The 13,539-nt window shown below is 58.1% G+C and carries 10 protein-coding genes; 5 read left to right on the top strand and 5 right to left on the bottom strand.

What is annotated here, in order from left to right:
* Positions 1–135: 135 nt before the first annotated feature.
* Positions 136–267: a hypothetical protein gene (locus H8B13_RS21365; protein ID WP_261990448.1), complete on the bottom strand. Its 132-nt coding sequence runs from the start codon at positions 265–267 to the stop codon at positions 136–138.
* Positions 268–958: 691 nt separating this feature from the next.
* Here H8B13_RS21365 and H8B13_RS18405 point away from each other — a divergent pair.
* Positions 959–2,281 carry a S41 family peptidase gene (locus tag H8B13_RS18405; protein ID WP_187312295.1) on the top strand — a complete coding sequence of 441 codons (1,323 nt, stop codon included), beginning with the start codon at positions 959–961 and terminating at the stop codon, positions 2,279–2,281.
* 77 nt (positions 2,282–2,358) lie between these two features.
* Here H8B13_RS18405 and H8B13_RS18400 read toward each other — a convergent pair whose 3' ends face one another.
* Complete coding sequence (locus H8B13_RS18400; RefSeq protein ID WP_187312294.1) at positions 2,359–3,342, bottom strand: Gfo/Idh/MocA family protein; 984 nt, start codon at positions 3,340–3,342, stop codon at positions 2,359–2,361.
* 263 nt (positions 3,343–3,605) lie between these two features.
* Here H8B13_RS18400 and H8B13_RS18395 point away from each other — a divergent pair, with 263 nt between their 5' ends.
* A complete protein-coding gene (locus H8B13_RS18395; RefSeq protein ID WP_261990447.1) occupies positions 3,606–4,685 on the top strand; it encodes a threonine aldolase family protein in 1,080 nt (359 codons plus the stop codon).
* 77 nt (positions 4,686–4,762) lie between these two features.
* Positions 4,763–6,349, top strand: coding sequence for an amidase family protein (locus H8B13_RS18390; protein ID WP_187312293.1), 1,587 nt, complete (start codon positions 4,763–4,765; stop codon positions 6,347–6,349).
* Positions 6,350–6,365: 16 nt separating this feature from the next.
* Here the strand turns inward: H8B13_RS18390 and H8B13_RS18385 are convergent, their stop codons facing one another.
* The 3 genes from H8B13_RS18385 to H8B13_RS18375 form a co-directional block, all read right to left on the bottom strand.
* Positions 6,366–6,599 (bottom strand): integrase core domain-containing protein, encoded by a 234-nt coding sequence (locus tag H8B13_RS18385; RefSeq protein WP_187312292.1) that lies wholly within the window; start codon positions 6,597–6,599, stop codon positions 6,366–6,368.
* A gap of 167 nt (positions 6,600–6,766) precedes the next feature.
* Complete coding sequence (locus H8B13_RS18380) at positions 6,767–8,257, bottom strand: RagB/SusD family nutrient uptake outer membrane protein (RefSeq protein ID WP_187312291.1); 1,491 nt, start codon at positions 8,255–8,257, stop codon at positions 6,767–6,769.
* A gap of 13 nt (positions 8,258–8,270) precedes the next feature.
* On the bottom strand, positions 8,271–11,399 hold the full coding sequence (locus H8B13_RS18375; protein WP_187312290.1) for a SusC/RagA family TonB-linked outer membrane protein: 3,129 nt from the start codon (positions 11,397–11,399) through the stop codon (positions 8,271–8,273).
* A gap of 864 nt (positions 11,400–12,263) precedes the next feature.
* Here H8B13_RS18375 and H8B13_RS18370 point away from each other — a divergent pair.
* Both H8B13_RS18370 and H8B13_RS18365 read left to right on the top strand, forming a co-directional pair.
* Positions 12,264–12,566, top strand: coding sequence for a transposase (locus tag H8B13_RS18370; RefSeq protein WP_187312289.1), 303 nt, complete (start codon positions 12,264–12,266; stop codon positions 12,564–12,566).
* Positions 12,563–13,450 (top strand): IS3 family transposase, encoded by an 888-nt coding sequence (locus H8B13_RS18365; protein ID WP_187312351.1) that lies wholly within the window; start codon positions 12,563–12,565, stop codon positions 13,448–13,450. The genes H8B13_RS18370 and H8B13_RS18365 overlap by 4 nt, the downstream gene beginning before the upstream one ends.
* Positions 13,451–13,539 lie beyond the last annotated feature (89 nt).

Raw genomic sequence — 13,539 nt, 5'->3', positions numbered from 1 at the left:
AGTAGGGAAGATACTCCCCAAAAACGGGTGATTCAGCCAATTCTAGCGGTGCTATTTACCTGAAAGAGTGATGCTTCAGGGCTACCCGGCAGCTGGTTTTATAACGTTAGATGGTAAAGGAGCCAAAGCGCTAAGCTAGGGAGCTGGTTCGCTGAGTTCCCGCAGGTAGCCTTCGAGCCGGTTGAGGTGCTGGCCATAGAGGCGCGGCAAATACCGAGGGGTTACCCAAGCCGTCACCCAGAACACGACGTTGCCAGCCCCGGTCACAGCCTTGGTTAAAAGGTTGGTACAAAGGTTAAATGACGAGTTCGCTATTGCTCTCAGCTTGATCCCAAATACTGCCCATACGTCAAATGAGCGGGTATTCCCCTAAATTCCCTTCTAAGTCGAACTCGCCTTTACAAGTAAGCGGTAGCCCCCTTTTCAGCCAGTCATTCCTTCGTTTGGCTCGGATCGACCTATTAGTCATTCGCCCTGCTGTCGGGAGCATCGCTGAACGTATCGACTAAGTCAACAATGTGGGGCCAGCACGATGCCGAAGTGGCTCCACTTGCTGGCCCTATTTCTACTGGCACAACCGCCACCGATTGGTGGGAGCCGGCAAGGTGTAGTGGCTGTTGCAGAACTCAGCGAAGCCCCTGAAAAGCTGCCTGAGCGGGCGTCAAGCAGCTAAAAATGCTTGGTAAGTAGCAATTTCGGGTGTTTGCGAGCGCGGGAAACTACTTTACGAGGCCAAGCGGGGAGTTCTGCAACGGCTACTGTACCTTTTTGGTCCCTGCCTGTGGCGCCTATTCCTGGGTGAGGTAGCGGCACAAGCAAGAGAACAACTGAGTGTGCTAGCAGTAGAAATAACTGGCAAATGAAACAGAAGTATCTACGAACTATTTCGTACACTTGCATCTACGAAATAGTTCGTACTAATGGCTGCTCGGAATGTAGCCCTCTCACATCCCTTACTATGCATCACCCTCGCCTGTTAGCCTTGCTGCTGGCCGTTGTTGTTCCCTCCTGTTGCCAGGCGCAAAGCGCCGGAGCCCCCGCCGTGAACATCCCCCAGTTGATGGATTCGGTGGCCCTGCGCCTCCAGCAGCACTACATCTTTCCCGAACAAGCCCAGCGTATGGGCGCGTACGTGCTAGCCCAGGCCCAGCAGAACGTTTACGCCGCGTTGGCGACCGACCCAAAACGCGTCACGAAGCAATTGCAGGCGGACCTCCAAGCAGTCCATCGCGACCCGCATTTATTTGTGGAGTACAATCCGGAGCTGGCAAAGAACAGCCGCGTCAGTCCGCAGCCGACTGCCGAAGAACTGGCGCACGCCCAAAAGTATTGGAAAGCCAATAACTACCTCTTCAAGAAGGTGGAGGTGCTGCCCGGCAACATCGGCTACTTCCCCTTCACCGGCTTCGTGCCGGACCTGACAGGGGCTAAACCAACGATCAGCGCCGGCTTACAGTTTTTAGCCAACACGGCTGCCCTCATCATTGATTTGCGCCAAAACAGGGGCGGCAGCCCGGAAATGGTGAATCTCCTAGAGAGTTACTTTTTCCAGGAAAAGACCCACCTGAACGACCTGATTAACCGGTCTACCAACGACACGACCGTGTTTTATGCTGACCCGGCGAAGGTGCCGTTCACGCTGTCGATGCCCGTCTATATTTTGACCAGCCACGATACGTTCTCGGGAGCCGAAGACTTCACCTACGCCCTGCAGCAGACCAAGCGGGCCATGGTGGTAGGCGAAACCACGGGCGGTGGGGCGCACCCTACCAGGCCGGTGTCGGTGGGACAGGGGTTCGCAGTTTCCATCCCGTATGCCCGCTCGCTGAACCCGGTCACGCGCACCGACTGGGAGGGTACCGGAGTGGTGCCGGATGTGAAAGTGGAAGCCGGGCAGGCCCTGGCCAAAGCCCGAGAGTTGGCCTTACGCGCCCAGCGCCAAACGGCTTCAAGCGAGCCGGAAAAGCGGCAAATGGACTACCTACTGGACGAGCTGGTAGCCCAGCGCCCGGCGGCTATGGTGCCGGTGAGCCGACTGCAGCCGTACACCGGTACCTACGGGCCGCTAACGATGTACCTGACTGGCAACAAGCTGTTCTGCAAAAATGCCGACGCGGGCAATTTAGTTACCGAACTTAGGCCGATTGCCCCCCACCGGTTTGTGCTAGATGACAACGCGCACGTCGAGTTTGTGCAGGATAGCACCGGTAAGTGGAATCGGATCAAGCTCTACGTCAGTGACGGCAATGTCTTTGAGGAACGGCGAAAAGGACGGAACTAATCACTTGGAACTACCAGACAGGGGTACACCTTTGGGCAAACCGTTTAACCTTTGTACCAAACTTTTAACCAAGGCCATTACTCGCCTGGATAGCGGAGCCCGATCTGCTCGCGCACCGTGTCCAGTTGCTGCATGAGTTCGAGGCTAAAAGCCAGGGGCAATAAGGGGCTCTCGAGCAACCCTTGGCTCAGGCATTGCTGCACCTGCTCCGCTTCGTAGTGGTAGCCCAGCCCCTGCTTCTCACAAGGCATCTCCTGCGCCTGCGGCTGTCCCGTTAGCTGGAGCCGCACGCCATCCGGCGCGTGAAACCGACCCAGCAGCTGCAGCTGCCCTTTCGTGCCGTAGAGAATGCACTGGTTGTCGGTGGGCGCGGCCAGGGTGGAAAACACACTGGCCGTGGCCCCGCTGGCGTAGGCGAGCACCATCGCGCAGTTCACATCTACGCCGGTGCCGGCCCGCGTCGCCACCGCCCGCACGGACTGGGGCTCGCCCAGGAACAGCTGGCTGATGAAGAGCGGGTACACGCCAATGTCCAATAGGGAGCCGCCCGCCAGCGCGGGGTTGAATAGCCGCCCTTGGGGCTCGTAGGGCGCCGCAAAGCCAAAGTCGGCCACTAGGTGCTTCACCTCCCCAATGACGCCGGCCTGCACCAGCTCCAGGGCTTTGGTGACGGCGGGAAAGAAGCGGGTCCAGAAGGCCTCCATCAGAAACACCCGCTGCTCTTGGGCGACGGTGATCATCTCTTGGGCTTGGGCAGCGTTAAGGGCAAAGGCTTTTTCGCAGAGCACGGGCAGGCCCGCGCGCAAACACAAGAGCGAGTGGGCGTGGTGCTCGGAGTGGGGGGTGGCAATGTAGACCACGTCGATGCCGGGTACTTTCAGCAGCTCCTCGTAGCTGCCCACGGCATGGGCCGCGCCATGGCGTCCGGCGAAGCCCTGGGCTTTGGACAAACTGCGCGAGGCCACCGCGTGCAGCCTCGCCTGCGGGACGAGCGCTAAGCTCTCAGCAAATTTATGGGCGATGGTGCCCAAACCTAGGATGGCCCAGTTATAGGTGCGCATGGCGTCGAAAGGAGAAGGGAGGGACGGTAAAGATAGGGCGCATGGTCGGTACCACCTGGGTGGGACTGGTCAGGGAAGGCGCCCTACGTGAGGCAGAACAGCCCCATCGTCCCGTCCGTTTACTTCATGGACCGTTTTCATAGACACGTTAGGGACGCTACGCGGCTGGTTAGCGCTCGCCCTATAAAAGGCATACGGTCTGCTAAGGGCGTCGTTCGCGTACCTTCTCCGCAGGCAGTGTACCATAGGCTGTTCGTTTACCTTTGCTCACTCTTTACTCGCCCTTATCCGCCGCGGCGCTATCCAGCATGTATCTATTCACCAACGATTACAGCGAAGGCTGCCATCCCGCCATTTTAGCGGCCCTCACCCAGAGCAACCGGAGCCAGCAGCCGGGCTACGGTGCCGATACGTTTACGGCCCAGGCCATTACCCTGCTGCAGGCGAAGCTGGCGGATCCCACGGCCGACATCCACCTGGTGGCCGGCGGCACCAGTGCCAACCTGCTGGCCATGGCCGCTTTTCTCAAGCCCTTCGAGTCGGTCCTGGCCGCGCAGACGGGCCACATCTGCGTGCACGAAGCGGGCGCGATCGAAGCCACCGGCCACAAAATTGAAGTCGCCGCGACGGCCGATGGCAAGCTCCGGCCCGCCGACCTGGCCCCCCTGCTGGCCAAAAGCCCGCCCTTCCATACGGTCCGGCCGCGCCTGGTGTATATCTCCAATCCGACGGAAATCGGCACGATTTACTCCCGGCAGGAACTCACGGACTTGTCGGCCTATTGCCAGGCGAATGGCCTGCTGTTGTACCTGGATGGCGCCCGCTTACCCATGGCGCTGACGGCCGCCTCCAACGACCTCACCCTGGCCGACATTGGCCGCCTGACCGATGCCTTTTATCTGGGCGGCACCAAGTGTGGCGCCCTGCTGGGCGAGGCCCTGGTGATTACCAACCCGGTCCTGCAGCCCGATTTCAAGTACCACCTCAAGCAGCGGGGCGCTTTGCTCTCCAAGGGCCGGGTGCTCGGTATCCAGTTTTTAACCTTATTGCAGGATGACCTGCTGCTGACCCTGGCCCGGCACGCCAATGCCATGGCGCAGCGCCTGGTGCAGGCCGTGGAGGAGCTAGGCTATTCGTTGCTGACGGTTTCCGCTACCAACCAGATTTTTCCCATTCTGCCCTATCGCGTGATTAAGCAGCTCGCGCCCGATTTTGGCTTTTACGTGTGGAAACCCATCGATGCAGAGCAGGCCGCCATTCGCCTGATTACCTCCTGGGCCACCCCGCCCGAAGCAGTCGAGCACTTCATTGCGGCGCTGCGCGCGCATAGCCCCGCCCAGTAAACAGCCGAGGAAAAAGGGTCGGCTACCTATATTAGGGCAACGAGACAGCTTCTCCCCTACTACTTTCTCCTCGTCGCATGCGCCGTTTCCTCTGTATTGGTTTGTTCCTGCTCCTAGCCAGTGCCCTCGGCCACGCGGGCTACCCTCTCCCGGCTCCGAGCCCCCATGCCTCCCAGGAGGTGTTTCCCCTGTTGGAGACGACTATTGCAGAAATCCATCAGGCTTTCCGTAAAGGGGATTGCACCTGCGAGCAATTAGTCACCGCTTATCTGCGGCGCATCGAGGCCTATGATCAGCCCACCAAGCTCAACGCACTGGTGCTGACCAACCCGCAGGCCCTGGAAACGGCCCGGCAACTCGATACGGAATACCGGAAAACGAAGAAGCTGCGGCCCCTGCATTGCATCCCCGTTATTGTCAAGGATAACTACAACACGGTGGGCCTGCAGACCACGGCTGGCTCGCTGGCGATGAAAGGGTTTATACCCACAAAGGACGCCACCGTCGTCGACCGCCTGAAAGGAGCTGGAGCCTTGGTACTAGCTAAATCGAATATGGCCGAGTGGGCCTTTAGCCCCATGGTCTCGATTAGCTCCCTCGCGGGCGAGACGCTCAACCCCTATAACCTGCTGCATGTGCCGGCGGGCTCCAGCGGCGGCACGGCGGCGGCAGTAGGCGCCAACCTGGGCACCGTTGGCCTGGGCACCGATACGGGTAACTCCATCCGGGGCCCCTCTTCGCACACGGCCCTGGTGGGCTTTCGGCCGACGCTGGGACTAGTAAGCCGGGCCGGCATTGCCCCCTTGTATTTGCGCAACGATACGGGCGGACCCATGACCCGCACGGTGGCCGATGCCACGCGGCTGCTGGAGGTGATGGCCGGCTACGACCCGGCGGACCCATTAACGAAGTACAGCCAAGGCAAAATCCCACCAGCGGGCTACCAGCCGTTCTTGCGGAAGGATGGGCTGAAAGGAGCCCGGATCGGGGTGCTGCGCACCTTGAGTGAACGAAAGCCCGATCCCCAGGTCAAAGCCTTGTTCGAGCAAGCCCTGGCCGATCTGCGCCAAGCGGGCGCGGAGATCATTGACCCGGTGCAGATTCCCGACTTTGCGCAGGTAAGCAAAGACCAGTGGTGTGCCGTCTTCCAGCACGACATCAACGCCTACCTGGGTTTCTTGGGACCCACGGCCCCAGTGAAGAACCTGCAGCAGATTATTGCCTCGGGCAAGTTTGCCCCCTACATCGCGGAGAACCTGTCGTATCACCAGCAGCAGGCAGAGGCACCCACCGCGACGACCTGCACGGATGCCTACACGGATCCTAAACGCATAGCCTTCCGCCAAGCGGTGACCGCTGTGATGGATCGCTATCAGGTCGGGGCACTGGTCTATCCGACCTGGAATAACCCCCCGGCCAAAGTTGGGGACCGGAAGGGCTATCAGGGGGATAACAGCCAGCTGATTGCCCCCCATACGGGCCAGCCCGCCTTTACCGTGCCCATGGGCTATACCTACGATAACTTACCCGCGGGCCTGCAGTTTCTGGGTCGCTCCTTTGACGAGGCCGCGCTGATCCAGTACACCTTTGCTTACGAGCAAGCGACGAAGCATCGGAAAGCGCCCGCCCTGTTTCCCGCGTTGCCGCCCGGCAAGACCAAATAACGGTGAGGTGGTCGGGTTAGGTGAGACAGAGTGGGGTGTTCGTTAGAAGGGCTTGTTGTTCAAACATGTGCGGGCACTTGTAGCCCAGCGCCGCGTGCCGGCGCTGGTGATTGCAGTAATCAAAATAGGTGGCCAGTACCACCTGCGCCTCCCCTACCGATGCGAAAGCAGCGCGGTCCAGCAGCACTTGCGTGCTGCGACTCTCACTCGCCAAGCGCAAAGTTTCCGCGCGAATGGCGGCATCCTGCATGCGCCCCGTCTAATTGGTTTAGGAGGAGTGGCGGTAACTCCAGAAAGGTAAGGCCCATCTCTGGCCTGCTTTACCCGGCCACCGCCATGTATCCAGGTGCTCAACCAACCAAGGTGTTAAGCACCTGGATAGCATCTCGGGTATCTAGCACTACAAAACCCGTATTGCTACAGGGGATTCTGCTCAATCGCTTTGTTCACATTGAGCTCGGCCTGAGGGAAGAGAAATTGCCACTCCTTTGCCCCAGCCTCAACCCGGAAGTTACCTCCCGTGATAGCCCAGGCCCACTGTGCGATATGGTTCTTGCCCGTTCTATCCAAAGGGCTATTGGTGCGTTTCAGATCGAGGAACCGGAAACCCTCTCCCCACAGTTCTATCCTGCGCTGGAATAAGATTTCGTCTATCAGGCTCTGGCCCGTGCGCGTGGATCTCACATACTGCGGGTCCCGCGCACTTACCAACGTGAACAGATGGGTGGCGGCCGTGCCCAGTCCTTGCCGGGCCTCGGCTTCGGCCAAGATCAAATACAGTTCGGCTAAACGCATATGCGGCACGTCTCCAATACTCAGGTTGGGGTCCGCCACCAAAAACTTTTTGTGCCCATACGGCACTTTCACCCCACTGGGAGGGGCCGGAATACTGGCTCCGGTCGGGTCCCAGAGCGCCTTGCGAATATCGGTGGCGGGGATCTGGTTGTAAAGCACGGAATTGATTTTCTTCGGGTTCTGCCGGATAACAGTCGAGCTGTAGTTGGCGGACATGTAAGCAAAGAAGGAATAAAAGAAGTTGGTCTGATCCGCCTGTACCTTGCTTCCCCACAGCCACTCCGGGTTTTCTATGTTATTGAACCCGCTCGTATACTGCGTCCGGCTCATTAAGGTAGCGCCGCTCTGCTGAATTGCCTCCTGCGCCAGCCGCGCGGCCACGGGCCAGTTTTGCATGGTTAGGGACACCCGCGCTTTGATGCCTTTGGCCACTGCTGCATTGAAGTGAGATTTCGCGGGTCGGTTGGGTAGGCCGGTCAGCAACCCAATGGCCGTATCCAAATCCGTGTTGATCTGGGCATATACCTCCTCCACCGTCGCTCGCGGTTGGCCCTCCGTCGTGCTGGTAACCATCAGGGGCACGCCTAGCTGGTTGTTTGTTTTACCCGCCTCGTAGCGCTCCCCGAACGCCTGCACCAATTGAAAATGGCACCAGGCCCGGTACACCAACGCCTCGCCAATCACCATCTGCTTTTCCGCCGCTGGCCCCGTCGCGGCATCCAACCCGGTGATGAGAATATTGGCGTTAGCGATGATGCGGTAGTAGAAATAGTACCAGGCATGGTTGTAGGTGGTCGCAGAGGTGGCGTTCCGGTGGGCCGTCCAGTTGTGCTCCCCGGCCCACCAACTGGTTCCTATCGTCTGCACCCAGTCCTCTCCCAAGGCATCCATCATGATCTTCATTGAGCCTTCCCCACCCTGGTTCTGGCTCCCGTTGAACTGAGAATACAACAGCCGATGAATACCGTTCAAGGCCGCCATGGCGTTCTTCGTCGTAGAAAGAACGTCTCCCTCGGTTACGGCATTCGTTGGCGCCGTTTCCAGATACTCCTTCTCACAGGAGGAAAATAGCAAAGCGCTGGCAAGCAACGCGCTGTATATCGTCTTTTTCATGGCTGATCAGTTACTACAAAGAAAGATTCATCCCGAGAGAAAGCACCCTGGAGGGCACATATACTGCCGACGTGGTGCCGGAGAAGGTTTGCGCCACGTTCATGCCCTTGCGCCTGGATACCAGGGCCAGGTTCTCACCGGTGGCGAAGAGGTTCACATTCCGCAGCTTGAGCTTGGTTGTAAGGCTGGCCGGGATGTTATAGCCCAAGCTCACCGACCGGAAGTTCAGATAGGAAGCATCTACTAACCATCTATCTGACGCCGCCGCTAGGTTGACCGTATTTCCTACTTGCAGGCGAGGGACATTGGTGATATCCCCGGGGTTTTGCCACCGGTTTAGCATGTCTTCGTGCATGGCGCCGCCGTAGGTGCCGTGGTTCATCAGGGTCGCATACTGGCCATCATAGAACTTGCCCCCTACGGAGTAGGTGACCAGGGCCGACAACGTGAAGCCTTTGACGGTGAAGGTGTTGGTGAAACCGCCGGAGAACTTGGGAATAGCCGAGCCGGCGTAATGGAACCGGCCGTTGTTGGCATTCGATGTCACGGTATCGGAGCCGATGATCTTGCTGTTGCTCTCATTGTAGGTGATGGCACGGTAGAGTGCATCCCCGTTTTCCGGATCAACTCCGTAGTAGTCCCGTAGCCAGAATGCCTGCAGATCCTCCCCTACTTTCAGCTTCTTGGTGCCGGACACCACCTCCTCGTAGGGTAGCCGGGTTATCTCGTTTTTGAAGGTAGTCCAGTTTACATCCACATTCCAGGTGAAAGCCTTGGTTTTGAGGACATCCCCAGCCAACCGAAGCTCAACGCCCCGGTTGTACATGGCCCCAATGTTCTCGATCCGGCTAGCTACCCCGCTGGAAAGCGGCAGCTGCACCTCAAATAATAAATCCTCGGACTCCCGGTTGAAGTATTCCGCCGAACCGTTCATTCTGTTTTTAAACAAGGAGAATTCGACCCCCGCGTCAAAGCTGTTGTTCTTCTCCCAGATCAGCCCCCGGTTTCCCAAGGTTTCTTGCGAGAAGCCCGGCTCGGCGGCGTTGTTCCGGCCCAGGGTGTATAAGGCCTGCCAGCCATAATAATCACCAATCTCCTCATTCCCCACTTGTCCGTAGGAGGACCTTAGCTTGACCATGTCAACCCAGGTGGGCAGGGTAAAAAAGGTTTCCTTGTCCAGGCGCCAGGAGGCCCCCACCGACCAGAAGCTTCCCCAGCGCACGTCCTTATAAAACCGGGAGGAGCCGTCCCGCCGATACGACCCGCTAAGGGTGTATTTGTCGTTGAACGTGTAGTTTGCCCGACCGAAATAGGACTCGATCGTATGCTCTTGCAAGTACGTGTTGAAACTGTTGGTGGTGCCAAAGTTTTGTAGCTCGGTGTTATCGGCGACTATCTCCCCTGATTTGGAGCCGCTCAGGTAATCCCGGCTTCGGCTGTAATTTTCGTGGCCCAGCAAAAGATCCACCGTGTGCGCCTGCGCCAGCGTCTTGTTGTAATTAAGCAGTTGGTTGGCCGTATAGCTCGTTAAGTTATACAGCACCCGGCCCGCCCGGCCCGCCGGGGCCCCGTCGCCTACTTCGGTGTTTTCGTAGGTCTGTTCTTCATAGTTGGTGATATCGGCGGCAAAGTTGGCCGTCAACTTGAAGTCCTTCAGGAAGGTGACTTCCCCGTAGGTTCGGCCGCCCAACACATTGCGCCGGTAGAGAAAGTTGTTCCATTCCGTTTCGGCCACGATATGCCGGCCCGGGTACACCGGGCGGGTCATGGTAGGAGAAGAGCCCCCCAGATCATAGATCTTTTGCCCCTTCGCGTCCAGGACATATTCCCCCGTGGCCGGGTCATGCTGGTAGATGGGGTAGATAGGCCCGACGCCGCGGCTGAAGAAAAAAGGATTCACAAAGCCCGTGGCGCTGCCTGTGCTCGCCTGATTGGAGTTTGAGAGGGTGTAGTTCAGGTTCACGCCCGCCTTGAACCACTTCGTCAGGTTGGTGTTGACGTTCATCCGGCCGGAGAAACGTTCGAAGTCCGATCTGAGCAAGTACCCTTTCTCGTTTAGGTAGCCCAAAGAAACATAATAGTCGCTTTTCTCGGACCCGCCATTGAAGCTCACGGTGTAATCAGCCCTCGACCCGTCCCTGGTCAGCGCCTTCTCCCAGTCCATGTCATCTTCCCACAGCAGCTGCGCCTCGGGATTCAGCGTCCCATCCGGCAAAACAATCTGGTTATTAGGCACGTTGAACGGGTTGTAGCCCAACAGGCCCTTGACATCGTTGGTCGCCCGTTGGCTCGCCTGCGCGCTGGTAACGGTCGGGCTGATCAAACTATTCCGGTAGGCTTCCCACATCAGTGGGTAGTACTGCTGCGCATTCACGCGGTCATACTCGGGCACTGCTCGCGAGGAGACGCCCTGCAAAGCCCTCAGATTTACCTGCACCCGGTCTTTTTTCCCTCTCTTGGTGGTGATCATCACCACCCCGTTGGTGGCCCGGGAACCGTAAAGAGCAGTGGAGGCGGCATCTTTAAGAATCGAGATACTCTCCACATCTTCCGTGTTCAGGTTCGACAAACCGGCCGTATAGGGTACCCCGTCCACTACATAGAGAGGGTCATTGGCGTAATTGACGGAGCTAAACCCCCGGATGCGTATCTCCGGGCCGGAGCCCGGCTGTCCGGACCCACCGGACACCTGCACCCCGGCCGCTTGGCCGGCAATGGCGTTGGTGATGTTTGTCACCGGTCGTTGCGACAGTTTCTCGGCTCCAATCTGGGCCACGGAACCAGTAAACGTCGCCGGGTCGGCCGTCCCGTAGGCGATCACCACTACTTCATTCAAGCTCTTCGTGTCGCCTGCCAAACTCACGTTCAGCGTGGATTGGCGGCCGATGACAACCTCTTTGGGGGCGTAGCCGATAAAGGAAAACACCAGCGTCCCTTCGCCGACGGGAACGCTTAGGCTGTAAGTGCCCTGTTCGTTAGTTGGCGCCGCCGTGGAGGTCCCTTTGAGCAGGACGGTCACCCCTGGCATCCCCTCGCCGGTGAGGGCATCGGTCACTCGTCCTGTTACCGCCCTGGTCTGGGCCCACGCATGGGTGTAAAGCGCAAACAGCAAAACAAAGCTAGCAAGTAAAGCTTTCTTCATGTGGATTTTGGTTTGGTGAGTGAATAAGGGTTTGTTTGCGCTACCCCACGGTGGTATCGGGGCCGTGGCAATTGCTTTTTATACTGATTTGACTAGGCCCCCAAGGCCCTTTAGAGCAGTTGAATTGTCTTGTGCTAGCTGCCCGGCTGGAACTCAAAAGTGCTGACAGCCGGACCCCAGCCGGGCAGCTAGCACCCGGATTGTATTATCAAGTGATTGCCCTTCCTCCGCCACTGCCCTCCTGTCCAGCCGATTGAGGAATTCATTCACCTATTCGCATGGGCAGGTACCGATACAGAAGGCTGGCCTTCTGCCTCGGTAGAAGTTGTATACAAACGGTCTTGGACAACGACACTCCCGCTCGGCAGGATTAAGCTCGCGGGGGCTACTGCTCTACTGGTCACTGGCTACCCTTGCGCCCACAAAGCGTCTTAGGCCAGTGCAACAATCGCAAGCAGAAAGGTGAGTAGTGTTTTCCCATATGTTTTGTGTGATTAGTTGACATATTTCCTATGCCCGCAGCTAATAAAGAACTTAATCTTAGTAACACCATACTATTGCTAATATTTATTCTATAAAAGCATACTGCCCTTGCACAGGTGGTAGCCAAATGCAATTCTTTCCCTCTAGCTCCCCAAACCCTAGCTTTTCATATGGCCTGTATCCGACTCCTTGTGCATGGGGGCAGGGTCCTTGCAGAAGCACTGGTACGGGCCGCCATGGCTTGGAGGTGAGTAGTGGGTACGTGTTCCACTTCATTGCCCTCAAAGGCCCCGCCTCTCAGCGGTTGAACTAGACCCGGAACGTACTGCCTGAGAGGGTCTAATTAAGTGAGACAGAAAAGGGCATTATCTTCCTTCTGTCATGACGCAAAAAACAAATGCCGGCGCGCCGCGCAAACGTCGGCAATATGATGCGGCCTTTCGCACCGAGGCCCTGCGCTTAGCCAGTGAGAGCCGGAGCACGCAAGCCGCCGCTCGCCAGTTGGGCATCAGCCCTAAACTGCTCTATAAGTGGCAAAAAGCCGCCCATCCGATGCTTGAGGTAGGCAGTGGAGAAGGCGAAAGTGCGGCGATGCGCCAACTGCGCGCCGAGAACCGGCGCTTGCAGCAGGAGCGCGACATCTTAAAAAAAGCCTTGGCCATCTTTATGCCACCGACCCTGTGAGCCGCTACCGCTTTATCCGAGCGCAAACGCCACACTACCCAGTGCGCCGCCTCTGCCAGGTACTGCACGTAGGGGTGGCCAGCTACTACCGTTGGCAGCAGAAAGCGACTGTTTGTGCGGTGCCCCCTGCTTGGGAGCAAGCGCTGTATCAGACGTTTGTTCAGCACAAGCGACGCTATGGCACGCGTCGACTGCGGGCTGAGTTGCACGCTCAAGGGCACCCGATTGGCCGTCATCGCATCCGCCAAGCCTTGCGCCGGCGCGAGTTAGTGGCCTTGCAACCGCGGGCGTTTGTCCCGCGCACGACTCAAAGCGAGCACGGTCCGCGCGTGGCGGCCAATCACCTATTGGACCGACCAAAGCCCACAGCGCCCGACCAGGTCTGGGTTGGGGATATCACGTATTTGCCCTTGCAAAATGGCTGCTGGGCCTATCTGGCTGCTTTTCAGGACGTCTACTCCAAACGCGTCGTGGGCTGGCAGGTGCTGGGCACGATGCCCGAGCAACTGGTGGTTACGGCCTTGCGGCGGGCACTACTAAGTCGGCAACCAGCGGCGGGGCTCCTCGTCCACTCGGATCGGGGCGGGCAATATTATGGCAACGCCTACCGCTGTCTGCTCACCGAGCGGCACCTGGTGCGCAGCATGAGCCGCCGGGGCGAATGCTATGATAACGCCCAGGCCGAAAGCCTCTGGTCCCGGGTCAAAACCGAGGTGCTCCTAGGCCGTTCTGCTTTCGCTTCTATGGCCGAGGCTCAAGCCGAATTAGCGATGTATTTTGACTACTACAATCATCAGCGGCGACACTCTACTTTAGGGTATGAGTGTACGCATACCTTTGAACACCAACCCCCTACATCTAACGCCCAACTCTGTTTCACCTAACCCGACCACCTCAACCCAGTACCAATGCATAGTCGCGTTATCGGTATCCAGACAAGAACACCTCAGCGTCTAGCGACTTGTCATGTCAC

The organism is Hymenobacter sp. BT188, from assembly GCF_014333585.1.
Classification (GTDB): Bacteria; Bacteroidota; Bacteroidia; order Cytophagales; family Hymenobacteraceae; genus Hymenobacter.
This window is presented reverse-complemented; position numbering and strand designations above follow the sequence as displayed.

Excerpts from the sequence above, each read along its gene's own strand:
- H8B13_RS18370 (WP_187312289.1), top strand. The coding sequence starts at position 12,264 with ATGACGCAAAAAACAAATGCCGGCGCGCCGCGCAAACGTCGGCAATAT.
- H8B13_RS18390 (WP_187312293.1), top strand. The coding sequence starts at position 4,763 with ATGCGCCGTTTCCTCTGTATTGGTTTGTTCCTGCTCCTAGCCAGTGCC.
- H8B13_RS18375 (WP_187312290.1), bottom strand. The coding sequence starts at position 11,399 with ATGAAGAAAGCTTTACTTGCTAGCTTTGTTTTGCTGTTTGCGCTTTAC.
- H8B13_RS18380 (WP_187312291.1), bottom strand. The coding sequence starts at position 8,257 with ATGAAAAAGACGATATACAGCGCGTTGCTTGCCAGCGCTTTGCTATTT.
- H8B13_RS18405 (WP_187312295.1), top strand. The coding sequence starts at position 959 with ATGCATCACCCTCGCCTGTTAGCCTTGCTGCTGGCCGTTGTTGTTCCC.
- H8B13_RS18385 (WP_187312292.1), bottom strand. The coding sequence starts at position 6,599 with ATGCAGGATGCCGCCATTCGCGCGGAAACTTTGCGCTTGGCGAGTGAG.
- H8B13_RS18400 (WP_187312294.1), bottom strand. The coding sequence starts at position 3,342 with ATGCGCACCTATAACTGGGCCATCCTAGGTTTGGGCACCATCGCCCAT.